The sequence below is a fragment of the Leisingera aquaemixtae genome, from assembly GCF_001458395.1.
Lineage (GTDB): Bacteria > Pseudomonadota > Alphaproteobacteria > Rhodobacterales > Rhodobacteraceae > Leisingera > Leisingera aquaemixtae.
On record NZ_CYSR01000034.1, the window covers coordinates 49,857 to 74,759 of the forward strand.

General features: G+C 64.0%; 22 protein-coding genes. 4 read left to right on the forward strand and 18 right to left on the reverse strand.

Annotation, left to right across the window (positions count from 1 at the left end; all coding sequences use genetic code 11):
- Nucleotides 1–3: 3 nt before the first annotated feature.
- On the forward strand, nucleotides 4–1,008 hold the full coding sequence (locus PHA8399_RS19345) for a helix-turn-helix domain-containing protein (RefSeq protein ID WP_244270263.1): 1,005 nt from the start codon (nucleotides 4–6) through the stop codon (nucleotides 1,006–1,008).
- A gap of 64 nt (nucleotides 1,009–1,072) precedes the next feature.
- On the opposite strand, the gene PHA8399_RS19350 is transcribed toward PHA8399_RS19345, so the two are convergent.
- The 5 genes from PHA8399_RS19350 to PHA8399_RS22430 form a co-directional block, all read right to left on the reverse strand.
- Nucleotides 1,073–2,359 carry an ABC transporter permease gene (locus tag PHA8399_RS19350; RefSeq protein WP_058287746.1) on the reverse strand — a complete coding sequence of 429 codons (1,287 nt, stop codon included), beginning with the start codon at nucleotides 2,357–2,359 and terminating at the stop codon, nucleotides 1,073–1,075.
- Nucleotides 2,356–3,276, reverse strand: coding sequence for an ABC transporter permease (locus PHA8399_RS19355; RefSeq protein ID WP_058287747.1), 921 nt, complete (start codon nucleotides 3,274–3,276; stop codon nucleotides 2,356–2,358). The genes PHA8399_RS19350 and PHA8399_RS19355 overlap by 4 nt, the downstream gene beginning before the upstream one ends.
- Nucleotides 3,277–3,289: 13 nt before the next feature.
- On the reverse strand, nucleotides 3,290–4,402 hold the full coding sequence (locus PHA8399_RS19360; protein ID WP_058287748.1) for an ABC transporter ATP-binding protein: 1,113 nt from the start codon (nucleotides 4,400–4,402) through the stop codon (nucleotides 3,290–3,292).
- Nucleotides 4,403–4,555: 153 nt separating this feature from the next.
- A complete protein-coding gene (locus PHA8399_RS19365) occupies nucleotides 4,556–5,680 on the reverse strand; it encodes an extracellular solute-binding protein (RefSeq protein ID WP_058287749.1) in 1,125 nt (374 codons plus the stop codon).
- A complete protein-coding gene (locus tag PHA8399_RS22430) occupies nucleotides 5,677–5,865 on the reverse strand; it encodes a hypothetical protein (protein WP_145977077.1) in 189 nt (62 codons plus the stop codon). Before PHA8399_RS22430 ends, PHA8399_RS19365 begins: the two co-directional genes overlap by 4 nt.
- A 265-nt stretch (nucleotides 5,866–6,130) precedes the next feature.
- Here PHA8399_RS22430 and PHA8399_RS19370 point away from each other — a divergent pair, with 265 nt between their 5' ends.
- Nucleotides 6,131–8,566: a GcvT family protein gene (locus PHA8399_RS19370; RefSeq protein WP_058287750.1), complete on the forward strand. Its 2,436-nt coding sequence runs from the start codon at nucleotides 6,131–6,133 to the stop codon at nucleotides 8,564–8,566.
- A gap of 67 nt (nucleotides 8,567–8,633) precedes the next feature.
- On the opposite strand, the gene PHA8399_RS19375 is transcribed toward PHA8399_RS19370, so the two are convergent.
- The 3 genes from PHA8399_RS19375 to PHA8399_RS19385 all read right to left on the reverse strand — a co-directional run bounded on the left by PHA8399_RS19375 (nucleotide 8,634) and on the right by PHA8399_RS19385 (nucleotide 11,798).
- A complete protein-coding gene (locus tag PHA8399_RS19375) occupies nucleotides 8,634–9,899 on the reverse strand; it encodes an ABC transporter permease (protein WP_058287751.1) in 1,266 nt (421 codons plus the stop codon).
- Nucleotides 9,896–10,702 (reverse strand): taurine ABC transporter ATP-binding protein, encoded by an 807-nt coding sequence (locus PHA8399_RS19380; protein ID WP_058287752.1) that lies wholly within the window; start codon nucleotides 10,700–10,702, stop codon nucleotides 9,896–9,898. Before PHA8399_RS19380 ends, PHA8399_RS19375 begins: the two co-directional genes overlap by 4 nt.
- Before the next feature lie 100 nt (nucleotides 10,703–10,802).
- Nucleotides 10,803–11,798: a taurine ABC transporter substrate-binding protein gene (locus PHA8399_RS19385; RefSeq protein ID WP_058287753.1), complete on the reverse strand. Its 996-nt coding sequence runs from the start codon at nucleotides 11,796–11,798 to the stop codon at nucleotides 10,803–10,805.
- Nucleotides 11,799–11,978: 180 nt separating this feature from the next.
- On the opposite strand from PHA8399_RS19385, the gene PHA8399_RS19390 reads away from it, so the two are divergent.
- Entirely contained in the window at nucleotides 11,979–12,950 is a 972-nt protein-coding gene (locus PHA8399_RS19390) for a LysR family transcriptional regulator (RefSeq protein WP_058287754.1), read from the forward strand.
- Between the two features lie 148 nt (nucleotides 12,951–13,098).
- Nucleotides 13,099–14,376 carry a histidinol dehydrogenase gene (hisD, locus tag PHA8399_RS19395; protein WP_058287755.1) on the forward strand — a complete coding sequence of 426 codons (1,278 nt, stop codon included), beginning with the start codon at nucleotides 13,099–13,101 and terminating at the stop codon, nucleotides 14,374–14,376.
- A gap of 21 nt (nucleotides 14,377–14,397) precedes the next feature.
- On the opposite strand, the gene PHA8399_RS19400 is transcribed toward hisD, so the two are convergent.
- The 10 genes from PHA8399_RS19400 to PHA8399_RS19445 form a co-directional block, all read right to left on the reverse strand.
- Nucleotides 14,398–14,916, reverse strand: coding sequence for a nitrous oxide reductase accessory protein NosL (locus tag PHA8399_RS19400; protein WP_058287756.1), 519 nt, complete (start codon nucleotides 14,914–14,916; stop codon nucleotides 14,398–14,400).
- Nucleotides 14,913–15,734 (reverse strand): ABC transporter permease, encoded by an 822-nt coding sequence (locus tag PHA8399_RS19405; protein WP_058287757.1) that lies wholly within the window; start codon nucleotides 15,732–15,734, stop codon nucleotides 14,913–14,915. Before PHA8399_RS19405 ends, PHA8399_RS19400 begins: the two co-directional genes overlap by 4 nt.
- Entirely contained in the window at nucleotides 15,731–16,627 is an 897-nt protein-coding gene (locus tag PHA8399_RS19410) for an ABC transporter ATP-binding protein (RefSeq protein ID WP_058287758.1), read from the reverse strand. The genes PHA8399_RS19405 and PHA8399_RS19410 overlap by 4 nt, the downstream gene beginning before the upstream one ends.
- On the reverse strand, nucleotides 16,620–17,888 hold the full coding sequence (locus PHA8399_RS19415) for a nitrous oxide reductase family maturation protein NosD (protein WP_058287759.1): 1,269 nt from the start codon (nucleotides 17,886–17,888) through the stop codon (nucleotides 16,620–16,622). The genes PHA8399_RS19410 and PHA8399_RS19415 overlap by 8 nt, the downstream gene beginning before the upstream one ends.
- Nucleotides 17,889–17,890: 2 nt before the next feature.
- On the reverse strand, nucleotides 17,891–19,798 hold the full coding sequence (nosZ, locus tag PHA8399_RS19420) for a TAT-dependent nitrous-oxide reductase (RefSeq protein WP_058287760.1): 1,908 nt from the start codon (nucleotides 19,796–19,798) through the stop codon (nucleotides 17,891–17,893).
- 11 nt (nucleotides 19,799–19,809) lie between these two features.
- Nucleotides 19,810–21,999: a NosR/NirI family protein gene (locus tag PHA8399_RS19425; RefSeq protein ID WP_058287761.1), complete on the reverse strand. Its 2,190-nt coding sequence runs from the start codon at nucleotides 21,997–21,999 to the stop codon at nucleotides 19,810–19,812.
- Nucleotides 21,990–22,391: a hypothetical protein gene (locus PHA8399_RS19430; RefSeq protein WP_244270264.1), complete on the reverse strand. Its 402-nt coding sequence runs from the start codon at nucleotides 22,389–22,391 to the stop codon at nucleotides 21,990–21,992. Before PHA8399_RS19430 ends, PHA8399_RS19425 begins: the two co-directional genes overlap by 10 nt.
- Nucleotides 22,392–22,592: 201 nt before the next feature.
- On the reverse strand, nucleotides 22,593–23,354 hold the full coding sequence (locus tag PHA8399_RS19435) for an ABC transporter permease (RefSeq protein ID WP_027236590.1): 762 nt from the start codon (nucleotides 23,352–23,354) through the stop codon (nucleotides 22,593–22,595).
- The gene (locus tag PHA8399_RS19440; RefSeq protein WP_058287762.1) at nucleotides 23,351–24,097 is read right to left on the reverse strand and encodes an ABC transporter permease; all 747 of its coding nucleotides are present in this window, start codon (nucleotides 24,095–24,097) and stop codon (nucleotides 23,351–23,353) included. The genes PHA8399_RS19435 and PHA8399_RS19440 overlap by 4 nt, the downstream gene beginning before the upstream one ends.
- Before the next feature lie 9 nt (nucleotides 24,098–24,106).
- Complete coding sequence (locus PHA8399_RS19445) at nucleotides 24,107–24,871, reverse strand: transporter substrate-binding domain-containing protein (protein WP_058287763.1); 765 nt, start codon at nucleotides 24,869–24,871, stop codon at nucleotides 24,107–24,109.
- Between the last annotated feature and the right edge of the window lie 32 nt (nucleotides 24,872–24,903).

Here is a 24,903-nt window from a genome sequence, read left to right on the forward strand (position 1 = left end):
ATGATGTCCCGTCTCGAACCGCTGACCGTGCCAGCCTCCCGGCAAACCGCTGACAACGCGGCACAGACCCGCCTCCACGACGTCGAAATCATTCTGCCGCAGTCGGAGCCGCCTGCCGCGGCCCAGATGATTTGCGAGGTCTTCCGCGCCGCCAACGATCTGTTTCCCGACAGCGGCTACCGCACCGCCGTGCGCAACCTCAGCTCGCAGATGCGCGCGGTGCCCGCCGGCTGGAAGCCACAGACAGTGATATTCCTCGGCGGCATCGCCAGCCGCTGGCCGCTGAATTCCGGCGAAAAGGCCAGCCTGCAGCGGATCTGCCGCCAGGCACAGCGCTGCCTGTTTGCCGGCAGTGCGGTTTTCCTGCTGCCAGAGACCGGCATCAACGCACCGGTGGAAAGCGCGGTGCACGCGAACTTTGCTGCCGCCGCAGAGGAAGAGCAGCTGGCCTGCGCCCCGGCAGGCACCCTGACCGCCAGCTCGGGCCGGATCAGCACCGCTGTCAGCAGTTTTGCCGCGCTGCGCGTGCTGGCCGCCTTTCTGCGCGCCGACCGCGGCCCGTTCATTGCCGACGCGGTCTGCGACTATCTGGGCCTTACCTTTGGGCCCGTGTCGGAGCAGTCCAAGGTGTCTTTGCAGCTGCGCCAGACCGCCGGCGGCGACGCGCTGATCGTTAAGATCCTCGATCTGATGCAGCAGAACCTCGAAGAGCCGCTGTTGATCCGCGATATTGCCCAGCAGGCCGGCGTTTCGCCGCGCAAGCTGGAGCGCCGCTTCCAGCAGAAGGCCCGCACCAGCCCGCTGGCCGCCTACCGCAAGCTGCGCATCGAAAAGGCCCGCCAGCTGCTGCTGCACACCACCCTGCCGCTGGCCGAGATCGTCGCCGCCACCGGCTTTGGCTCCCGCAGCAGCCTGACGGAATGGTTCAAGCGCGAGTACAAGACCAGCCCGCAGGCGTTCCGGAAGCAGTATTATGCGGACCGCCACCCTGCGGGGTCCATGGCCTGACAGCATCCGGTGCCGGACGGGGAAAAGGCGGCCCCGGGGCCGCCTTTCTTGTGTTCTTGCGGGGTCAATCGCCTGCGCCGCCGCCCTCGCTGCCGCCTGACAGGGCGTTTGGATCGAAGACGTTGCCGAAGCCGGAAGAATTGCCCTGCGGTTCCTGCTCCGCTTCAGGCTCGGCCTCGCTGCTGCCCGACAGGTTGCCGGGGGCGAAGGCGCCGCCGAAGCCGCTGCTGCTGCCGGACGGCGCGGCGGGGGCCGGAACGGCCTCGCCCTGCTGGTCCAGCTGCTCCTGACGGCGCAGCTCGCGCTGGCGGAGCAGTTCCTGGATGCGCTGTTCGGCCTCCAGCCGCTTCTGCTCCTGCACATCGGCGATGCACTGGGCCGGGCTGTAGAGCGCCGCGGTGCCCGCCACCGCCACCGTGACGCAGGCCACCGCGACCAGCGCCGCCGCCGCCCAGTTGGAACGGAAGAACCCGGGCAGTTGCAGCCTGCCGCTTTCCAGCTCCGCCACCGTGGCCTTCTGGCGCGCCGCCGCCACCAGTTCCTTGCGGCGCAGGCTGGCCTCGTTGGCGAGTGCCGCGATCACCGTCAGCACCACGATGATGAAGGCCAGCGCCGAAATCGCGGGGGTGATGCCGTAACGCACCTTCTGCGCCAGCTCGATGGTCAGCGTCGGGTATTCGCCGAAGGTGAATGTGGTGGTGTTGTAGTTCTCAAAGCTCGCCAGGAAGGCCAGCACCGCAGCGCTCGCAATCGCGGGGCGCATGAACGGCAGCAGCACCTTGCGGAAGGCCTGAGCGTGCGTCGCGCCCAGATCCAGCGCCGCCTCGGTCAGGGCCATGTCATAGCGCTGCAGGCGGGCCACCAGCACCAGCATGCAGTAGCTGGCGATGAAGGTGGACTGGCCGATGATGGTCAGGAACAGCCCGTTGGAGAGCCAGCTGTCCGCCCCCAGCCCCAGCATCCGGTTGATCCGGTCCCAGAACACCAGGGTCGAGATCCCCAAGACCACGCCGGGGATGAGGATCGGCGCGATGATGATGGTGTAATAGGTGGCGCGCAGCTTGGGCCAAATCTGGGTCAGCATCAGCGCCCCCGCCAGCCCCATCGCGACTGACAAGACCACCGTGCCCGCCCCCACCAGGATCGAGTTCCAGATGCCGTTCAGGATCCGCTCGTCGCGGAACAAGGCCCCGAACCACTCGAACGTCAGGCATTCCCAGGGGGTCATCCGCGGGAAGGCGGGTGAGTTAAAGGCGGTGGCCGACATGATCACCAAGGGGCCCAGAAGATAGGCGAAGAACACCCCCAGATAGATCCAGAGGCTGAGGCGCATAAAGGTGAACCGCTTCATTTGCCGATATCCCCCATGTTCACCTTGAACAGGCGCATGACGGCCAGAACAAGCAGAATACAGGTGACCAGCAGCACCACCGCATAAGCCGCGCCCTGCGGCCAGTCGGAGTTGTCATTGAACTGCTGATAGATCAGCTGGGTGAACCACAGGGAGGACGGCCCGCCCAGGATCTGCGGCGCCGCCAGCGCGCCGGCCGACAGCATGAACACCATGGTGCAGCCGGAGGAGATGCCGGGCTTGGCGTAAGGAATGACCACCCGCTGGTGGATCTTGGCCCAGCTCGCGCCCATGTCCCGCGCCGCCTCGATCTGGTTGCGGTCCAGGCTTTCGATCACATTGTAGATCGGGAAGATCATCAAGAGGATGTAGGCGTATCCCAGACCCGCATAGAGCGCGATGTCATTGCGGATGAAATCGAAGGGGGTGTCGAAAATCCCCAATCCAACCAGCATGTTGTTCAGCACCCCGGTCTCGCCGAAGATGATGCGCAAGGCGAAGGCGCGCAGGATCTCGTTGATCCAGTAGGGGATGATCAGCATCAGCGCGAAGATGCGGATGTGGTTGCCCTTGGTCTGGGCCAGATAATAGGCGATCGGGTAGCACAGGATCAGGTTGAAGACAGTGACGCAGACCGCCGCCACCAGGGTGCGGAAGAACACCCTGAGGTCGACCGCGTTGTAATCCTGGCTGCCGCCCTCGGGGCCGTAGATCAGGTATTTGTAATTCTCCAGCGTGTAGACGTCCCTGGGCCCGCCGATCTCCGGCGGCGGCAGGTTAGGGCGGAACGAGAAGTCGAGCATCGACAGCTGCGGCAGGATGATGAGGCCGACGGTCCAGAACAGGACCAGCCCCAGCATCAGGCTGCCCATGCCCGTGCCGTTGCGTTTGAAGAACTCCCTCAGGAAGCTTGGCATGGTTTGGCCCCCCTCATTCCGCGGCCAGTTCACCGGCTGGCACGATGACGGCGTTCTTCGTCTCGTATTCCAGGGTGATGTTCTGGCCGGTGTGATCCTCGAACGACTGCCCGAGGTTGGGGATCGAGACCTTCAGCTCCTTGCCGCCGTCGCCTTCCATGAAGATGTTGAAAGCGTTGCCCTCGAACTCCTCGTGATTGACCTTGGCGGTCACAAAATGCGTGCCGGTGGCTCCTTTGGGTGCCAAAGCAAAGGCTTCGGGGCGGATGAACATCATCGCGGCGTCGCCTTCCTTCATCCGGCCCTGGTTGGCGCTGGAAATCCGCGCCACCAGATCACCCGACCGGTTGGTCTGGATCAGCGCCTCATTGCCCATGACACGCTTGACCTTGCCGCGGAACACGTTGTTTTCGCCCACGAAAGACGCGGCAAAGGCGGTGGCGGGATCGTTGTAGATGGCCTTGCCGTCGCCGATCTGGTCAATGACGCCGGCCCGCATCACCGCGATGTTGTCGGACATGGTCAGCGCCTCGCCCTGGTCGTGGGTGATGTAGATGAAGGTGATGCCGACCCGCTGCTGGATTTCCCGCAGTTCGGTGCGCATGTGCTGGCGCAGCTTCAGGTCCAGCGCCGACAGCGGTTCATCCAGCAACAGAACGTCCGGCTCCGCACAGAGCGCCCGCGCAATCGCCACCCGCTGGCGCTGGCCGCCCGACAGCTCCGACGGCAGCTTGCCGCCCTGGCCGGGCAGCGCGATCATGTCCAAAAGCTCATCCGCGCGCTTGCGCCGCTCGCGCGCCGAGGCGCCCTTGATCTCCATCGAGAAGGTGATGTTCTCCCAGACCTTCATCAGCGGAAACAGCGCCAGGTTCTGGAAGATCAGCGCGGTGGGGCGCTTGTTCGGCCCGATCCCCTTCATGTCGTTGCCGCCGATCAGCACCCGGCCGCCGCTTGGCTCCAGGAAGCCCGAGACCGCGCGCAGGATGGTGGTCTTGCCGCAGCCCGACGGCCCCAGGAAGGAAAAGAAATCCCCCCCGTTGATGGTCACATTGGCATCGCGCACGGCAACAAAGTCACCGAAGCGGATCCACAAGTTCTCGAGATCAACACCGACCCCTGCACTCATTTGGCTTCTCCCTAAGATGCAGACCTCCATTCCGGTGGCATGCCACCGGCCCCGCAAGAGCTGCTATCCGTATCTGTTCGTATGTGTTGGCGCCGCAAAATGTGCGGCTGGCCCCAGGGCGTGCCCCGGGGCCAGGTTATTCAAGCGCGCGGGTCAGGCGCTCTTGAACTTGTTGACGAATTCGGTGCGCACGTCGGCGTACCAGGGCGCCTCGGCCGGCCAGGGGTTCAGATTGGCCAGGCTGTCGCCCGGATAGGCCTCGGCGAAGTTCTTCTTGTAGATGTCGCCGGAGAAGCCGTCGGCGCCCAGCACCGGCGAGTTGTAGCCGTGGCTGTCGATCGCCTTGCCCGCAGGCTCCTGCTGGAAGGCATAGTCGATGAAGGCATAGACCTGCTCCTCGTTCTGGGCGCCGACCGGCATCGACATGCCGTCGACCCAGGCCATCGCGCCTTCGACGGGCGCCTGGTAATGCACCGGCTCGCCTGCGGATTTCAGCGCCAGCGGCGGGCCGTCCCAGGTCTGGCCGACCACCACACCCTCGTTCAGCAGACCGTTCTTCTGGGTGTCGGCGTCGTTCCAGATCAGCTTGATCCGGTCCTTGCGCGCCACGCACCAGTCGGTGACCTGGCCCCAGACCTTGCGCATGGTTTCCTCGTCGTCATAGGCAGCCCAGATCGAGCCCGGCTCCATCTCGCCCGAGGCTTCCATGTAAAGCCCTGCACCCAGCATCATCGAATGCGCCCGGCCCATGGTCTTGCCCGCGTTCTCCTCGCTCCAGACGTCGCCGTAAGACGGCGCATCGCCCGCAGGCAGCCATTTGTCGGTGCGGTACGCAATGCCTTCGGTGCCCCAGATATGCGGCAGCCAGTGGACGCCTTCACCGCCGAAGTTCCAGGCATCGGTGCCGATCTTGGCCATCGCCGGGTTCACCGCGTCGATGTTGACCTTGCTCATGTCGAAGGGCTTCAAAAGCTCCAGCGGCCCCCACTGCAGCGAGCGGTTGTTGGTGGGCGAGACGATATCGAAGCCCTGCCCCTTGGTGGCCTTCATCTTGTTGATGATTTCCTCGTTGGAGCCGATGCCGGTGTAATTCACCTTGATGCCGGTCTTGGCCTCAAAGCCGGAAAGGAACTCCGGCGGCAGGTAGTCCGACCACATCAGGATGTTCACTTCGCCCGACGACGCCAGCGCGCTTTTCGAATAAAGCGGCGCCGCCAGGGCCGCAGCCCCCGCAGCTTTCAGCACAGAACGCCGCGAAACAGTCGACTTTACTGTCATTTGATCAATTCTCCCTTTGGACTGGTATTTGTTATTTTTTGTTTTGTTGAACGGTGAAACCTTGCGGAGGCTTGCATCGCCCCGACAGTGACAGTTTGGAAAAACGATAAGGCCAGATTGCCCGCAAAGTTTCCCGGCATGACGCCAGTTTCGGCACAGTTTGAAGCCATCTGCGACATTTCCATTGGATGAGCCTCCACTGCTGCCCCGGCAGTGTGCGTTTGTGCGGGGCGGGCCGTCAACGGCCATGTGCGTTTCCCACCGCACCCGGTTGCGCTGCCGATCCCGGCGTCCCTGGGATTGCCGCCTCTTGCGGCGGCCAGTGACCGCCCCGTTTCTTTCGCATCCTGCAAGCAAGCATTCGAATTTCTGCGAAACTGGGCCGCCTGCATTGCCGCCGCGCGCGTCTGGGCGCTTAGTCGGTAGAGGGTAAACCGGAGGCTCCTTGTCATGAAATCGCGCACCAAGGTTGTGGTGATCGGCGGCGGCATCGCCGGCTGCTCCACGCTGTACCACCTCACCCAGGAAGGCTGGAGCGACGTTGTGCTGGTCGAACGCAACGAGCTGACCAGCGGCACCACCTGGCATTCGGCGGCGCAGGTGACGAACTTTGGCACCAACCAGACCATGATCGGGCTCAAGTCCCGCTCCATCAGCCTCTATAAGGAGCTGTCCGAAGACCCGGATTATCCGATCAACTACCACCACGGCGACGGCGGCATACGGCTGGCCAATACCGAGGCGCAGATGCAGGGGTACCGGCATTTCGCCTCGGTAGCCCGCGGTATGGATGTGCATTTCGAGATCATCAGCGCCGAGGAATGCGGCCGCCGCCACCCGCTGATCTCTACGGATAAACTGGTGGGCGGCCTGTGGGACCCGCTGGATGGCGACATCGACCCGGCGCAGCTGTGCCAGGCGCTGGCGCGGCGCGCCCGCAAGGCCGGCGCCGAGGTCTACCGCAACACGCCAGTGACCGCGCTGACCCAGCATAAGGACGACACCTGGACCGTGCACACGGAACACGGCGATATCGACTGCGGTATTGTGGTGAATGCCTGCGGCTACCGGGTGAACGAGGTCGGCGCGATGATGGGGGTGCATCACCCGGTCGCCTCGATGGAGCATCAGTATTTCCTGACCGAGGACATCCCCGCCATCAAGGAGGCCGGCCGCCGGATGCCGCTGATCCGCTGCCCGATCTCAGACTACTACTGCCGCCAGGAAAAGAACGGTCTGCTGATCGGCTTTTACGAGCAGAACTGCAAGACCTGGGGCATGGACGGGATCGACCCGGATTTCGTCAACGCTCTCTGCCCTGACGATCTGGAGCGGGTGATGGACGTGCTGGAGGGCGCGTTTGACCGGATGCCCGCGCTGCGCGAAACCGGTATCCGCGCGATCGTCAATGGGCCGATAACCTATACCATCGACGGCGCACCCCTGATCGGCCCGGTCCCGGGCAAGCGCAACGCCTTCTGCGCCATCGGATTGCGGGCCGGGCTGGGGGAAGGCGGCGGCCATGGCTGGCTGCTGGCGCAGATGATCGTGCACGGCGAGGCCTGTTTTGACACCTGGTGCCTGGACCCGCGCCGCTTTACCACCCACGCCAATGCAGAGCTCACCGCGCTGAAAGCCGTGGAAGACTACCAGAACGAGTTCCGCTTTCATTTCCCGCATGAGCACCGCCCGGCGGGCCGGCCGGCCAAAACTACGCCGCTGACGCCGGTGCTGGCCGCCGAAGGCGCGGAGTTCAGCGTGGTGAACGGCTGGGAGCGGGTGGATTACATCAAACCCTCGCCGGATTTTCACCCCTCGCGGACCTTCAACTTCGACGAAGCCTTCGGCGTGGTCGCTGCGGAAGTAAAGAATGTGCAGGACAACGTGGGCCTTGCTGAGGTCAGTGGCTTCAACCGGATCGAGATCACCGGCGCGGACCGCCACAGTTTCCTGGACCGGATGTTCTGCGGCACCGTCACCCGCCGCGCGGGCCGCGCCGGGCTGGGCTACCTTCTGAACCGCCACGGCATGGTCAAGGGCGAGGCCACGGTGGCGAACCTGCCCGCATCCGACCGCGGGCCGGAGCGGGTCTGGTACGGCTCTGCCGCTGCCAGCGAGTTTCACGACATGGACTGGCTGAGCCAGCACATCCGCGCGGGTGAAGACGTGCAGCTGCGCTCCCTCACCAATGACCGGACCATCCTGGTCCTGGCAGGACCCCGGGCGCGGGATGTGCTTTCTGCCTGTGCCCGGGGCGGCTGGTCGCGCGAGGCCTTCCCCTGGCTGTCGGTGCGCGAATGCTTCATCGGTATAGCTCCGGCCACGGTGATGGGTGTCAGCTTCTCAGGTGAGCTGGCTTATGAAATCCACGTCCCGAATGCCTCGCTTTATGCTGCCTATCTGGCGCTGCGCAAGGCCGGGGAGGCTTTCGGGCTGAAGCTGTTCGGCGCCCGCGCGGTGGAGTCGATGCGGATGGAGAAAGGGTTCCTGCACTGGAAGACGGATCTGATCACCGAATACGACCCGTATGAGACCGGGCTGGGCCGTTTCGTGACGCTGGACAAAGGCGGGTTCATTGGCCGCCAAGCACTGTTGAAGCGCCGGGCCGCGGGGCCGCGCAAAAAGCTGGTCACGCTGAAGATCGCCGCCACTCACGCCCCGGCCCATGGCGGCGCCTCGCTGATGCAGAAGGACAAGGTCGTAGGGACGATAACGTCAGGCGACTGGGGCCACCGGGTGGGAATGAATCTGGCCTATGCCTTTGTCGAGCCGGATCTGGCAACGGTGGACAGCTCCATGCAGCTTGACCTCTGCGGCGATCTGGTCACGGCAACGGTCATTGCCCCTTCCCCCTATGACCCTGGCTTCGACCGTATCCGCAGCTGAACCTTCGCAATCAGCAAAACGCCCGGGGAACTCCCCGGGCGCTTTCTTTGCGTCATCCAGCTTCTAATCAGCTGCGGCCCTTCCACGGCACCAGCCAGTTCTCAGCCTTGCGCATCAGGATGTCGATGCCATAGCCGATGATCCCGATCATCACGATGCCCATGATCACGATATCGGTCAGCTGGAACTTGGACGCGGCGATGATCATCATGCCCGCGCCCTTCTGCGCGGCCACCAGCTCAGCCGCCACAACCGTGCCCCAGCAGACCCCCATCGCCACCCGCGCGCCGGTAAAGATTTCCGGCAGCGAGTTCGGCACGATCACATGCCGCATGATCTGCCACTTGGACGCCCCCAGCGAATAGGCCGCGTGGATTTTCGAGATGTTCACGCCGGAGACCCCGGCCCGGGCCGCAATCGTCATGATCCAGAGTGCGGCCAGGAACAGCAGAACGATCTTGCCGGTTTCCCAGATGCCGAACCAGATGATCACCAGCGGGATCAGCGCCAAAGGCGGGACCGGGCGCATGAATTCCACAATCGGGTCGAACCAGCCGCGGAACCAGCCGGACAGGCCCATGGCATAGCCCAGCGGAATACCGACAATCGCGCCGGCAACGAAACCGGCAATCACCCGCGCCAGCGACCAGCCCAGGTGCTGCCACAGCGAGAAGTTCTGATAGCCCTCGGATGCGATTTCAAAGAACCGCGCCACCACCGTTTCCGGGGCCGGCAGCCAGATCGGGTTCATCTGCATCCCGGCACTGGGGGTAAAGCTGATGGCGCCCTTTCCGGTCAGCGTCACCGTCCCGTCGCCGGTGTCCACAGCCGTGCCAGGCCCGATCGGCTCCCCGTTGATGGCCACGACTTTGGCGCCTTCCTTGCGTTTGACCTCATCATTGCGGTCGAAGATCAAGGTCGTGGACCGCCCGGCCTGTGCCGCCAGCGCATCGTTTTTGGCAAAGCCGCCGCCGGGGTCCACCTCGAAATTGGAGCTGGCCTCGCCAAATCCGGCCACCCGGACGGCGACTTCCGCTTCGTCGGTGCTGCCCGCGGCGTTTTCCAGCGTGTAGGTAAAGCTGGTTTCACCGGTGAACGGCCCCGGCACGTGAAGCGGAAACAGCTTGGAGCCGGTGAAGGCCGCCCAAATCAAAAAAATCACCAGCACCGAAATGATCGACGCCGCCCGGTCCGGGCTCACCGCGCTTTCGTCGCCGAAAGTCACCGTCTTCAGGCTGGTGAAATCGTGCCGTGACTGCATGCCCTTGCGAATGAACTTCACCAGGAAAAAGGCGCCGGCGAACAACGCGATGTAGAACAGCAGTACCGTCATGCCACCTGCTCCGTCCGGCCCATGATCTCCTCTTCCATCTCCCAGATCATCGACAGGATCTCATCGCGGGTCTCGGCAAAGCCTTCGGATTTCTTGACGTCACGCAGGTCGGCATTCACCCCGCGCTCGGCAAAGGGCAGCTGGTATTCGCGGTGGATGCGGCCCGGGCGCGGCGCCATCACGATCAGCCGTTCGCCCAGCAGCAGCGCCTCCTCCACCGAGTGGGTGATCAGGATGATGGTCTTGCCGGTTTCCTTCCACAGCTTCAGCACCAAGCCCTGCATCTTTTCCCGCGTCAGCGCGTCCAGCGCGCCCAGCGGCTCGTCCATCAGGATCACATCCGGCTCGTTCGCCAGGCAGCGGGCCAGTGCCACCCGCTGCTGCATGCCGCCCGACAGCTCGTAAACCGCCTTCTCCTTGAAGTCCTGCAGGCCGACGATGTCCAGCAGATGGTCGGAGATCTTCTCGCGCTCGGCCCGCCTCATACCCTTCATGCGGGGACCGAATTCCACGTTGTCGCGCACGTTCATCCATTCAAACAGCGCGCCCTTCTGGAACACCATCCCGCGCTCCGCGTCCGGTCCGGTGACCACATGCCCGTTCAGCTCCACCCCCCCTTCCGTCGGGGCCAAAAAGCCTGCCAGGATGTTCAGCAGCGTGGTCTTGCCGCAGCCCGAGGGGCCCAGCACCGACAACAGTTCCCCCGCCTGCAAATTCATTGAAACGTCTTTCAGCGCCTGAACCGAGCTGCCGTTGGGCAGGTCAAAACGCATGGAGACACTCTTGATGTCCAGTCCCGCCATCTTCTCTCCCTCCTGTTAGGGCTTCGCGGCCTGCGCCCTGCCCGCCGGGATGCGAACGGCCCGAAAGCCGGACCGTTCGGCACATTCAGTTCGCTGCGGTTCAGTTCTGCGCGGCGGCCAGCGGCGCGCTGTTGACGGTTCCGTCATAGGAGTCCAGCGCCGCCTCGATGCTGCCCGCATTCACGAAGATATCGGCCACGCCCTTCATGAAGGTCTGCGCGCCGCCGCCCAGCCATTTTTCCGACAGCTGCTCCTCTGCTGACGGGAAGCTGAAGGTGGCGATGGTGGCTTCGGCATCCGCCAGGTCCATGCCTGCGTCCTTGGCGATGACCGGCAGCATCTCGTCCTTGTGATCGCCCGAGTTCCACATGGCGTTGGCCTCTGCGGTCACTTTCAGGAACTGGCTCAGCAGCTCGCCTTCGGACTCGACAAAACCGGCGGGCGCGCTGGTCACGTCGAACACCAGGATGCCCAGTTCCTCCTTCTCCGCACCGGTCAGCAGTACGTTGCCATGCTCCACCATCCGCCGCAGCGCGCCGCCCCAGCCGCAGACCATGTCCAGGTTGCCCTGGGCAAAGGCCGCCGCACCGTCAGCGGGGGCCATGTCGACAATTTCCATCGAACCCACATCAACCCCGAAATGCGCCATCTGCGACAGGAAGCCGTAATGCGCCGCGGTGCCGATCGGCACGCCGACCTTCTTGCCGTTCAGCTCAGCCGCACTGTCCTTGTCGATCTCCAGCGCCTCGGCCACCACGCAGTTGTCGTTGTCGGAATAGCTGACCGCCACATCCACCGCCTGGAGGTCCTGCCCGGCGGAGGTTGCCACCACAAACGGCGGCACGCCCTGGCTCACGGCGATCTGAACATCGCCCGAGGCCATGGCCGCAGACATCGCCGTGCCGGTATCGAAAGAGACCCAATTGATCTTGACGCCCATCTCCTCCTCATAGGTGCCGTTGGACTTGGCAAACTGGAAGGGCATCGGCCATTCGAGGAAGTAGGCGACGGTGATCTCATCCAAGGCAGAGGCGTGCGAGGCAGACAGCGCCGCGAAGCCGGCACAAGCAGTCGTCAGCAGGTACTTTTTAATCATATTGGATCTCCTCCCAGTGGTTTTCCGGGTCCGTTCAATGCGGGCCTCGGACATGTATTTTTGCACGGCAAACCATATCCGGGAAGAAAATACACAGTAGAATAAAGTTGCTTTTGCGCCCAAAGTAAAACTTAGTTTCGTTTTTAACGGATATGCTTTGGTGAACAGGAGGCGCAGCCTGTGCAGAAATCCCTAAGCCTGAGGTGGCTGGAGGTGTTCCAGCTTATTTCAAAGTCAGGATCAATACAAAAGGTTGCTGCTGAAACCGGCCTGTCGATCAGCACCGTGTCCAATCACCTGCGCAGTCTGGAAAGCGCGCTGGGGGTGGATCTGGTGGATCATACCCGCCGCCCGATGGGGCTGACCCCGGCCGGAGTCGTCTATGCCCGCTACGTCCATGAGGGGCTGATGACGCTCAGACGCGGCGAGGCGGAGATCCGCTCCGGCAGCTGGCAGCACGCCACCGATCTGCGCATGGCGCTGCTGGATGATTTCGACAACGAAGTCGGCCCGGAGCTGTTCCAGTTCCTGTCCACCGCCCTGCCCCGCTGCAATTTCCGCCACTACACCCGGCCCAGCCATGAGATCATCGCAAAGCTGCAGGAGCAGAAACTGGATGCCGGTGTCGCCACCCGCCCGGCGGGGCTGCTGCCGGATCTGATCGAGTACCCCTTGATGCGCGATCCGTTCATTCTGGTGGTGCCCGCCGCATACAGCGGCAGCGTCGAGGAGCTGACCAAACCGGAGGCGCCGCTGCCGTTCCTGCGCTATTCCCGCGACCACACCATCGGCAAGCAGATCGAAACCCAGCTGACCCGGCTCAAGATCTCGCTGCCCAACCGGTTTGAGCTGGAATGCAACCAGTCGATCATCGGCCTGGTGGCCGAAGCCAGCGGCTGGACCGTGACCACCGCCGCCAGTTACCACCGCGCCCAGCGCTTTCACGACAAGGTCAAGGTCGTGCGCTTTCCAGGCAAGAGCTTTGCCCGGACGGTGTCGCTGTTCACATCCAGCGTCTATCCGGCGGCCACGTCGCAGCTGATCCATGAGGCGCTGCAAAAGTCTCTGCGCCATCATTTCACCGATCCGATCAGCGCCCGTTTCCCCTGGCTGGCCGAGGAGTTCCGGACGCTGCCGGCGCAAGACGCATAAAGGCAGACCCCAATTCGAAACAAACATTCGTGTTTCTCGAAACCACCGGTCCCTGGCTTGACCGTTTAAGCCCTTGGGCGCTGTTTAAAGCGCAAACCGCACCGTGCGCTTCCCCGCACAACCGGCGGCCTTTCAAGGGACATGGATCATGGCAATCACTTATCTGAAACAGGCCCAGCCGCGCCCGGCCGCCGAGAACAGCGATATCCGCGACACCGTCGCGGTAATGCTCGCCAATATCCGGCGCGAGGGCGAGGAGGCAGTGCGCAGCTATGCGGAAAAGCTGGACGGCTGGACCGGCCCGATTGTGGTGACGGATGCCCAGCGCCGCGCCGCTTGCAACCGTGTTTCGCCGCAGACAAAGGAAGACATTCAGTTCGCCCACGCCAATATCCGCCGCTTTGCCGAGGCGCAGAAGGCCACCATGGGGGAATGCGAAGTGGAGGTGATCCCCGGCCTGATCGCGGGCCAGAAGCAGATCCCGGTGTCCAGCGCCGGCTGCTATGTGCCGGGCGGGCGCTACAGCCATATCGCCAGCGCGCTGATGACCATCACCACCGCCAAGGTGGCAGGCGTGCCGCATATCACCGCAGTCTCGCCGCCGCGCCCCGGCAGCGGCATTCCCGATGCGATCATCTATGCCATGGACCTGTGCGGCGCGGACCTGATCCTGAACCTGGGCGGGGTGCAGGGCATTGCCGCCATGGCGCAGGGCCTGTTCGGGTCGCAGCCCGCCGACATTCTGGTCGGCCCCGGCAATTCCTATGTGGCGGAGGCCAAGCGGATGCTGTTCGGCGAGGTAGGCATCGACATGTTTGCAGGCCCCACGGACTCCCTGCTGATTGCCGATCACACCGCAGAGGTGGAAACCGTCGCCTGGGATCTGGTCAGCCAGGCAGAACACGGCGCCGACAGCCCGGTCTGGCTGGTCACCACCAGCGAGCCGCTGGCCAAGGGGGTCATGGCCCGCGCGCAGGCGCTGATTGACCAGTTGCCCGAACCCAACCTCTCTGCCGCCCACCGTGCTTGGCACGAACGCGCCGAAGTGGCCCTGTGCGGCAGCCGCGAGGAAGCCGCGCAGGCGGCCGACCGTTACGCGCCCGAACATCTGCAGGTGCAGGCCGAGGATCTGGACTGGTGGCTGGACCGCCTCACCGCCTATGGCTCGCTGTTCCTGGGCAAGGAGACCACGGTGTCGTTCGGCGACAAGACCTCAGGCCCGAACCACGTGCTGCCGACCAGCGGCGCCGCGCGTTATACCGGCGGGCTGTCGGTGCACAAGTTCACCAAGACCGTGACCTGGCAGCGCTGCAACGCCGCCGCCTCACACGAACTGGCCCTGCGCACAGCTAGGATCAGCCGCATGGAGGGAATGGAAGGCCACGCCATCGCCGCAGAGATGCGGCTGCAGCCGGAGACGGTTTGAGGCCCTGCGGAAACGCCGGTCTCAGGACGGCGTTTCCAGCCGCTGATCCAGATCGACCGGCCCCAGCACGGCATCGTCGGGAATGCCTTCAAACCCGGTGACGGTGCCGCCATAGCGGTCCATGAACTGCGCAGCCGCCTCGGCTGAAGCGAAAGGCACCACCTCCGGCGCACCCATGCCGCCAGCCACATTGGAGCCGACCACGAAATGCGCCTCGCTGGCACCTATCCAGTTGTTGCTGCCGGGCTGGTCCCAGCTTGCCGCCGCCCCCATGTCGCTCACGTAAATGGCGGTGATCTCCGCATCCCGTTCCGGGCTTTTCACATAGGCGGCCAGATCGCGCACCTGGGCAAAGAACAGCGGTGCCGGAAAGCCGTCCAGGTGAATCTGCCCCTTGGGTCCGCCGTGTTCGGCGACATTCATCTGGCAGAAGTAACTGAGCGCAACCTCGGTCAGCTCAACCGGTGCAGGCGGCGCTTTGGCCTCTTCCTCCTGGCAGGCGGACAGGACCAGCGCAGCGGCCAAGGCCAGGCGTTTCATGGCTCCACCCTCCGGAATGCAGCACAGGCCAGCAGGAATCCCAGCACGGGCCACAGCAAAAGCGACAGCGGTGCAGCCCAGCCCGGCAGCGCACTGGCTGCGCCTGCCATGCCGCTGGACAAGGCCACGCTTTCAGACGCCGCCACATTCCACAGCCGGAACGCATCTGCCGGGTTGGCGACCATCACCCAGGGGAAGACCTTTTGGGTGAAGACCCCGCCGCTGTCCATCACCACAGCGCCCAAAAGGCCAAGGTCATAAAGCACCACAAACACCAGCCAGACACCCGCCGACAGACCCGCGGCCGCCGTTGCCCCGCTGCTGAGCGCCGACAGGGCATACCCCAGAACCAGGAACACCGCCCCCAGCAGGATCGAGGTCAGCACCAGCCGCCCCAACGCCATCAGGCTCTCCGCCCCGGCGCCGCCGAACCAGGCGGCAACGGCCCCTGCCGCGCCGAAGCCGATGCACATGGCAACCGCCAATGCCGCCAGATGGGCCATCAGCTTGCCCAGCAGGATCTCTCCCCGCCCCGCGGGATAGGCCAGGAGCAGGGCGAGGCTGCCCCGGTCGCGGTCGCCTGCCACCGCGTCAAACCCCATCATCAGCGCCAGCAGCGGTGCGAGGTAGACCGAAAGCGTGGTCATCGAGGCGACCGAGACCGTCAGCATGTCCACCCCCAGCGTCCCCGTTGGGGCCGACCCGGCAAAGGACAGCGCCAGCGCAAAGGCCAGCATGATCAGCGTCGCCATGAACAGCCAGCGGTTGCGGCGCAGGATCAGCATCTCGGCACGGGCAATGGCAAAGGCACGTCTCATTTGCGGTCCTCCCCGGAGTAATGGCGGTAAAGGTCTTCCAGCCGCGGCGGCACCATGTCGATGTCGGCCACCGCGTCGCCCAAGGCGGCGATCCTGCGCAGCTCAGCCATCTTGTCCTGCGGCGAGCACAGGATCTCGACCGAAGCGCCATTGATCCGCCGCCCGCCGGTTTCGGTTGCGATCCGGTCAGCGTGCGCGCCGCTGGCCTGCACCCGCAGCTTGACCGGCAGTCCGGCCTGCGACGTCAGGCCCGCCAGCGTGTCGTCCGCCACCTTGATGCCCTTGCGCAGGATGGCGATGCGGTCGGTGCGCGCCTCCACCTCTGTCAGCGCGTGGGAGGCGATCAGCACCGCCGCGCCCTGCTCTGCCAGCTCGTTGATAATGGCATAAAGGTCCTGGCGCGAGATCGGGTCCAGCCCGCTGGTGGGTTCATCCAGCAGCGCCAGTTTCGGGCGGCCCAGCAGCACCTGCGCCAAGCCCAGACGCTGCCGCATCCCCTTGGAGTAGGCACCGATGCGGCGGTGCATCGCCTCGCCCAGGCCAACCCGTTCCAGGAGGCCGTCAATATCCGCGCGTTCACCGGCCAGGCGGGCAAACAGAGTCAGTTGCTCATGCCCCGTCAGTGCCGGGTGAAAGCTGACCGCCTCCGGCAGAAAGGCAGTGGCGGCCCGCGCCGCGGCGCTGCCGGGGGCTGCACCGCAAATGCGGATGCTGCCGCCCTCATGCCGGATCAGGCCCAGCACCGCCTTGATCAAGGTCGACTTGCCCGCACCGTTGTGGCCCAAGAGCGCCAGCCGTTCACCCGGCGCAATGTCCAGATCGATGCCATGCAGCACCTGTGTCTTGCCGCGGAACTTGTCCAGCGCGCGGATCTGCAGCGGAGAGTTATCCATCGTGTTCAACCTTTCTGGCGGCATCGGGCCGCGCTGGCCGCATCAGCGGGTGGCTGTCGATCACCCCGCCGGGCAGCAGCGCCGGAAACGCCGACTGCGACCAGCGCACCAGCTGCACCGCGGGCGATCCCATCAAGAGTTTTGCCGCCGGCTGGGTCCACAGCACATGGTCCATGCTGTCATTGGGACGGTATGGGGCATCGGCGATGCCGTCTCCGTCCACATCGAAACCTGCGAAGTCGGACCAGTAATTGCCCCGGCCCTCCTCGCTCCATTCCACCCATTTGGTGGACACGAATTTCACCTGATGCCGGTTGCCGACAAAGGCGTTCCCAACCATCCGGTTGCCATCGCTGCCGGCGGTAAAGTGGATGCCGATACCGCAGCCCTCGAACCAGTTGCCGGAGAAATCATTCTTGTGCGCGTTGTAAAGGAAGGTGCATTTGTCCCTGGCCCCCTTCACATAGTTGCCGCGTATCTCGCCCTGGTTGGCATAGTTCAGCATCACCCCGTGATCGCGGTCATTCAGCGAGACATTCCCGGTCACCTTGACCCGTTTTGAGAACATCACCGCATATCCCAGATGATTGCCGATCGAGACGTTGCCCGAGACCTGGGAATTGTCGGCGTACATGTAATGCACGGCGAACCGCAGGTCGCGGAAGGTGTTGTTGGTGAACGCGTTCTTCTTGGAACTGTTCACAAAAATCCCGTCGCGGCCAAAGCGGATGTCGTTGCCGTCCACCGCCGCGCCCGGCGCGTTCCAGACATAGACCCCGTTGCCGCGGGCGTTCATGTGCCGGTCGAGGCGCCCCTCGATCCGGTTGCCCTGCACCAGGCTGTCTTTCGCCCCATGAATATCCACACCATACAGATTGCCCAGCAGCACGTTGTTCAGGATCTGCGGCGCCGTCGCGGTCTTGGTCAGTTTGATGCCGCTGTCGATCTCCTGATGCGAAGAGCCGGAGCCAACAACCGTCAGGTTCTGCACGGTAACGCCGGGGCCAGTCACCGTGATGACCGACCCCAGCCCCCGGCCGTCCAGTGTGGCATGGCCCTGGCCATCAATGATGACAGGGCGGTCCAGCACCAGGGTCTCGGCATATTCGCCGGGGGCGAGGCGGAGGGTGTCGCCATCCGCCGCCTGCGCCAGTGTTTCGGAAATGGCCCCTGCCCGGTTGGGCACATCCCAGTCCGCTGCCCAGGCGGGCGTCAGGCAGGAGAGAGCCGCAACGAAGGATATGGGCAGGAGCCGTTTCATGTTTATGCGCTCCGCGGCTCGACCAGCATCCGGCCGCGCATCTCCATGTGCAGCGCGTGGCAGAACCACTGGCAATAGTACCAATGCACGCCCGGACGTTCGGCAATGAAAGTAACCGAGGCAGTTGCCAGCGGACCGACTTCCATCGCGATGCCGAAGTTCGACAGGCAGAAGCCGTGGGTCAGGTCGTCGATATCGTCCAGGTTGGTGACATAGACGGTGACCTCGTCGCCCTGCTTCACCGTGAACTTCTCAAGGCTGAAATTCGGCGCCTGGCTGGACATGTAGACCCGCACCTTGTCACCGTCGCGGATGATGGTGTCCTGATAGTCGTCCAAATCGACGCCATCCGCCTCAGCCTGCTTGCGCGCGTCTTCCCACATCGGGTCGTTGCGGTCCCAGATGCTGGCCGGGTTCACCTTGGAGCGGTGCACGATGATCGAGTCATGCGGCTCTGCAAAGGTCGGGCCGTCGTGGACCACCTTCATCTTGTCGCCGGAAATGTCGATCAGCTGCTCGTTCTCGGGCTTCAGCGGGCCGACGTTCAGGAACCGGTCCTTGGAGAACTTGTTCATCGAGATCAGCCACTTGCCGTCCGCCTCGGCGGTTTCGCCCATGGAGGTGGAGTTGTGGCCCGGCTGGTACTGCACATCGACCTTGTCGAGGATCGGGTCCACATCAGCGCCGGCATATGCCTCGATCGCCTTGGCGATGTCCCACTTCACCACCTGGCTGTCGAGGAACAGGGTGGTGTAGGCATAGCCGCGGTTGTCGAAGGCGGTGTGGAGCGGGCCGAGGCCCAGCTGCGGTTCCGCCACGATGGCCGAGCGCGGATCTGCGTCGGCATCGAACAGCGCGTCCAGCTTCTCAACGTCGATCACCGAGACGGTCGGCGACAGCTTGCCGTTGACGCAGACGTGCTTCTTGTCGGGCGCGGTGTTGATGCCGTGCGGCGAGTTCGGGATCGGGATGTAGCGGGTCAGCTTGCCCGGCGCACCCTTGCGGCCGTCCACCACCTTGGCGCCGTTCAGTTCCTGATACTCGCCAGCTTCGATGGCGGCTTCGATGGCCGCGATGTTGAAGACAACCACGTGATCCAGCTCGTTCTCGGTCATCTCGGCGAGCGTCATGCCCATTTCCGAGTTGTAGGAGGTCGAGTAGGCGTATTTGCCCTGATAATCGCAGTCGGTGTTGTCCAGGTTGCCCGAAACGATCACCTGCCAGGCGACTTCCATGGTGTCGCCGTCGATGGCGGAGAAGATGTTCACGTACTGCGACGGATCATCCAGGATCTGGCCGTCGTTCACCAGCGGCGCCTCATGCTCGCCGTTGGCAAAGACATAGCCGGTGCGCGGGAATTTCTGCGGGCGCAGGCCGTGGATGTCCTTGGCGTTGGGGATCTCGATGATCTTGTCGCATTTCATCACATCGCAGCGCACCCGCGCGACGCGGGTGTTTGCCTTGTCGTTCATGAACAGGTAACGGCCGTCATAGGTGCCGTCGGTGAACGACATATGCGGGTGGTGCAGGTCGCCGTTGTCGTAGGTTTCCTTGCCGTTGGCGGCCAGGAATTCCTTGGTCTCCGGCAGCAGGCCCTCGGTCAGGATCTTCTTGGACTCGTTGGTCTGGCCCCAGCCGGTGGCGGAGCAGCGGTTGAACACCGGGATCCGCATCAGTTCGCGCATGGACGGCACGCCCAGAATGCGCAGTTCGCCGGTCTGGCCCGAGGACCAGAAGCCGTAGTATTCATCCAGTTCGCCCGGCGCCAGGTTGACGCCCGCGGCCTGTGCAGGCTTGGCGCCCAGCAGGGCAGAGCCGGCGCCGGTGGCCGCCAGCACGGCACCGGAGGCGGTGGCCCCCAAGAGGCCGCGGCGGGTGACGGGCAGTTTGTTATTCAGGTCTTCAGACATGATGTCCTCCTTCAGGAAACTTTGATCCTGTTCGCGTTGGGGTGATTGGCAGGCGGCCGGCCCAGAGCAACGTCCGGTGCGGGGCTGCCGGTCTTGGCCCGGCGTTTCAGCTGTTTGATGACAACCGGGCATTTAGCTTCGGATTGGTAGAGAACCTGGCAATGCAGGCAGTTCACACATTCGTTCGGGTTGATCTCACCCGTCGGGTGGATCGCCTGAACGGGGCACTCGTTGGCACAGGTCTGGCAGGGGTGGCCGCACTCATGATAGCGCTTCAGCCAGTCGAACATCCGCACCCGCGCCGGGATCGCCAGCGCCGCGCCCAGCGGGCACATGTAGCGGCAATAGAAACGCTCAATGAACAGCCCGGCCAGCAAGAGCGCCACGGCAAAGACCACAAACGGCCAGTCGCGCACGAATTTCAGGATGATCGCGGTCTTGAACGGCTCCACCTCGGCATAGGTTTCAGCCAGCGGGATCGACACCATCGAGACACCGAACAAACCGAGGAAGATCATGTATTTTACAGGCCACAGGCGTTCATGCAGGCCCCACGGCAGGGTGATCTGTGGCACCTTGAAGGCGCGGGCAATCTTGTTGGTGAGCTCCTGCAACGCGCCGAACGGGCACAGCCAGCCGCAATAGGCGCCGCGGCCCCAGAACAACAGCGCTGCAGCAACCGCAAACCACTGAATGAAGACCAGCGGGTCCAGCAGGAACGCGTCCCAGGAAAAGCCGCTGCGCAAGGACCCGGCCAGTGCCATCAGGTTCACCACGCTCAGCTGCGCATTGGCGTACCAGCCCAGGAACACCAGGGTGACGGTCAGATATCCGATCCGGAACCAGTAGAAAGTGCGCGCGTTCACAGTCGCCTGGAACTGGAAGAAGAATACCCCAGTCAGCACCAGCAGCATCACGGCAAGAACACCGATCTCGACGGTGCGGTCTTTCCAGATCCGCTGCCACAGGGCGGCCTTGGCGGCGGCCTCGCTGGTGTCGTCCTCCACCACCTTGGGCGCAGGCGCGGCAGGCAGCAGATACTGTTCCGGCAGCTTGTAGCCCAGATCGAAGGTCAGAAACGCCCGTTCCAGCGCGCCCACGGAGCGCTGCACCAAGAGCTGCAGTCGGAACGGTTCAGCCGGGTCGAACTCCGCATCCGCCGGGATCTTGAACAGGTCCAGCTCGGCAAAGCTGGGGCTGTCCGCTGTGGCCAGCGACCCCAGCCGTTTGTGCTGGCGGTCAAAGAAGCGCACCGAGGCATCGCCCTGGATCAGCTGGACCCGGTCGAAAATTCCGCCGCGCACGTAGCCAGAACCCTTGAAGCTGTAACTGCCGCGCCCGAGTACCAGAATGGCGTGCTCGCCCTCCTTCAGCCAGGACGTGAGGTTCTGGTATTCCGCCTCGCCCAGCAGCGACTTGCCGATGGAGGGAACGGATACCAGAGCCATATGCATGTCGATGAAGGTGTCGTCCGGCGCGCCGCGCTCCCGCCGCCGGATCGCGCGCTGGTCGCCGGTGGCCTCAAAGGCCGCGTTGATCTGGCCGACGTCCAGCGTCATCCGCCGCACAGAGCCGTCGCCCGCCAGCGTGGTCCAGTCCGCAGCCTCCTCGCGGGCCATGTCGACCTCGCGCTTGGGCCCATCCGGCTGCACCGGCGACAAGCCCCCCAGGCCCAGCGCACGCGCCACCTTGATGCCGGCGCGCACAAGGCTGTCGTCGATCACCATGATGGTCACAGTCGCGCCGGAAATGATGTCGAGGTCATGGGCATCGCCGCCTGCCGCCGCCTCGGCCTTCAGGTCCAGCCCGGCATAGCTTTCGGTCAGCTTGACCATCTTGGAGTTCGGAATGCCGATCAGAACGATCGGTTCGGAGTGCTTGACCAGCTTCACGCCCGTCAGCACCGCATCGGTATCAATTGCCGCCACCACGTGGATCGGCTTGCCGCTGTAGCCGGTTGTGCCGACGAAATCGGAGGTCAGAAAGGCATAGGCAACTGTCTCGCCCGCCTTCAGCACCGGCGCCACCGGCACATCGCTGCGCACCGGGCCAAAACCGTCGGCGCCGGGCACCAGATCGGCGGGTGTCAGTTCTGTCAGGAAGGAATCGAGGCTGTCCGCCTCAGCCGCCGCAGCGATAAGCGCGGCGATGGTTATCACGAGGGCCGCTAGCCAGCCCCGCAAGGCGCGTGTCAGGACCAAGGCGCCTCTCCTTTATTTTGAGTGGCTGCCATGGACGCGCCCAAGGCGCGTTCGGGTTCTATTTTGTTTGCCAACGGAGGTCCGCGGCCGTCATGCCAGTATTGCGCCGGGTTCGGCCGCACCGCAGTGCCCGCAGGCAGCAGCACGGCACATTCTGCCGCCCGGCTGAGGCCGGACCGCAGCACGCTTACCGGCCCGGCCCCGCTTTCAGCCGCACACAGGGCGCAGGTGCTGCATTTCGGGCAGTCCTGCGTGTCTTCGCTGTCTTCACCGGCGACCTGCATCTCCACCACGCCGAACTCGCCGCAGATTTCGATCCACTCGCCGCCAGCCGCGGCCTGCCCCGCACCGGGAAAGGCCACCTGCAGCACCAGCATGAATGCCGCGCACATCCCCGCCAGCCGCCGGAACAACCCGGCGCGGCAACCAGTGGATATGAAAAGAGTGCGCGGCATCTGTTACAAGATTCTCTTGCTGCATTTGCCGCTGACACTACGGGGAACCGCAGGGCCGTTATTTGATGTATGTCAGATAAACCTGAAATTCCCGAACATTCGTCAATTCACCGCAAAATGGCCTAAGCGCCCGTCTGCTCAGCCTTTCTCAAACCGCCGGAAGGCCAGCGCGATCACTCCGGCAATCGCCATATAGACCAGCGCCAGCAGCAACAGCGGCTCATAGACAATGAATGTATCGGACCGCACGCGCGACGACACGGCATAGATTTCCATCACCGTGATGGTCGCCACCAGCGGCGTTGCCTTCAGCTGCAGGATGGTTTCACCGCCCAGGGTCGGCAGGACGTTGCGCACCGCCTGCGGCAGCCAGATGCGGCGGAACATGGTGAAGCGCGGCATGCCGAAGGACTTGGCCGCCTCCAGCTGACCCTTGGCCACACCGGAAAACGCGCCGCGCATGACCTCGCCTTCATAGCCCGCATAAGACAGCGTCAGCGCCAGCACCGCATAGGGCCAGGCCTGGCGCAGGTAAGGCCACAGCTCGGACGAGCGGATCCAGGGAAACTGCGGAAACAGCGACCCCAGCCCGTAGTAAAGCAGCCAGATCTGCAACAGGAGCGGCGTGCCTCGGATGATGGTGCAGAAGGTGCGCGCAGGGATCGACAGATACCAGGGACCAACGGCCTGCGCCAATCCCAGCGGCACAGCCAGCAGGAAGCCGAGGAAAGTCGAGACCACGAGGATCCAGATCGTCGTCCACAACCCCTCCAGCGCCAGCGGCGTGTATTTCGGGATCCAGTCCCAGCGCAGCGCGAAGGCGCACCAGATCACGATGCCCGCGAAGACCAGCATCATCACGATGCGGTGCGGCTGCATCAACTCCTTCAGGCTGATCATCGCGCGCCCCCCTTCAGAGAGGGCTGGCCGCGCCGCGCCCATTTTTCGACACGGGCAAAGACCGCGCCGGAGCACAGCGTCACCATCAGGTACAGGAAGCCCGCTGCCAGAAAGAAGGTGAAATAGGCCCGCGTGCTGCTGGCCGCCTGGCGGGTTTCCAGCGTCAGTTCGTTGAAGCCGACCACCGCCAGCAGCGCGGTGTCCTTGGTGGCGATCAGCCACAGGTTTGCCAGCCCCGGCACCGCAAAGCTCATCATCGCCGGGATCGTCACCCGCCGCATGGTCAGGAAGGCCGGCATGCCATAGGACTTCGCCGCCTCGATCTGCCCCACCGGCACCGCCTTGATGGCGCCGCGCAGGACTTCGGTGGCATAGGCCCCCTGCACAATTCCCAAGACCCAGATGCCGGCCGCAACGCCGTTGATCTCGACCCGGCCGCCGCCCATCGCCTCGGAGATCTTGTTGATGATATCGCTGCCGACGTAATAAAGGATCAGGATCAGCACCAGTTCCGGCACCGCCCGGATCACCGTGGTGTAGATGGCGAGAAGATCACGCGTGACCTTCCCGCCGTAGAGTTTGCCGTATGCCCCGAACAGCCCGATCACCAGCCCCAGCCCGAAAGCGCCAAAGGCAATCTGCAGGGAGTTGGCAAGCCCGCGCAGCAGGTTGCCGCCCCAGCCCGACAGAGACAGCAGCTCCGCGCTGGCGCCAAGGCCCAGTAGTTCAAGCAGTCCGGTCACGTCAGCGCCTTAGTAGATGCTGGTGGTGAAGTATTTGGCTGTGATCTTCTCGTGGGTGCCGTCGGCCAGGATCGCCGCGATGCCCTTGTTCAGCGCCTCGCGCAACGCGTCGTCGCCCTTGCGCACGCCCGCGCCGACACCCTTGCCCAGGATCGCCGGATCATCTGCCACCGCGCCCTTGATCTCGCAGCAGCTGCCGGTGTCGGAGTTCACGAAATCCGCCATCGCGATGCTGTCCGCCTGGGTCGCGTCGATGCGGCCGGCAAACAGGTCCTGGTTGGCCTCATCCTGGGTCTGATAGACCTTCAGCTCCGCATCCTTGAAGTATTCCTGGGCATAGGCCTGGTGGATGGTCGAGGCCTGGATGCCGACGATCTTGCCCGCCAGCGATTCCGGGGTGGGTTCGATATCCATCGACTTGTCGGCCACGATCACGGCAGGCGTGTTGTAGTAGGGATCAGAGAAATCAATGGTCTTCATCCGTTCCTCGGTGATCGACATGGAGGCCATGATGGCGTCGATCTGCTGGCCGGTCAGCGACGGGATGATGCCGTCCCAGGCCACCGGAGTGACCACGCAGTCCAGTGCGGCAGCGGCGCAGACGGCGCCGATCACCTCAACCTCCCAGCCGACCCAGTTGCCGGAGCTGTCGAGCGAGGCAAACGGCGGATAGGGTTCGGCGGCGATCCCGATCTTGACCTGTTCCGCAGCAGCGGCACCGGCGGTAAGGGCAGCAGCTGCAGTGGCAGCGGCAAGCAGTGCTTTCAGTTTCATATGGTCTCTCCCTGTTGATTTTATTGAGACAG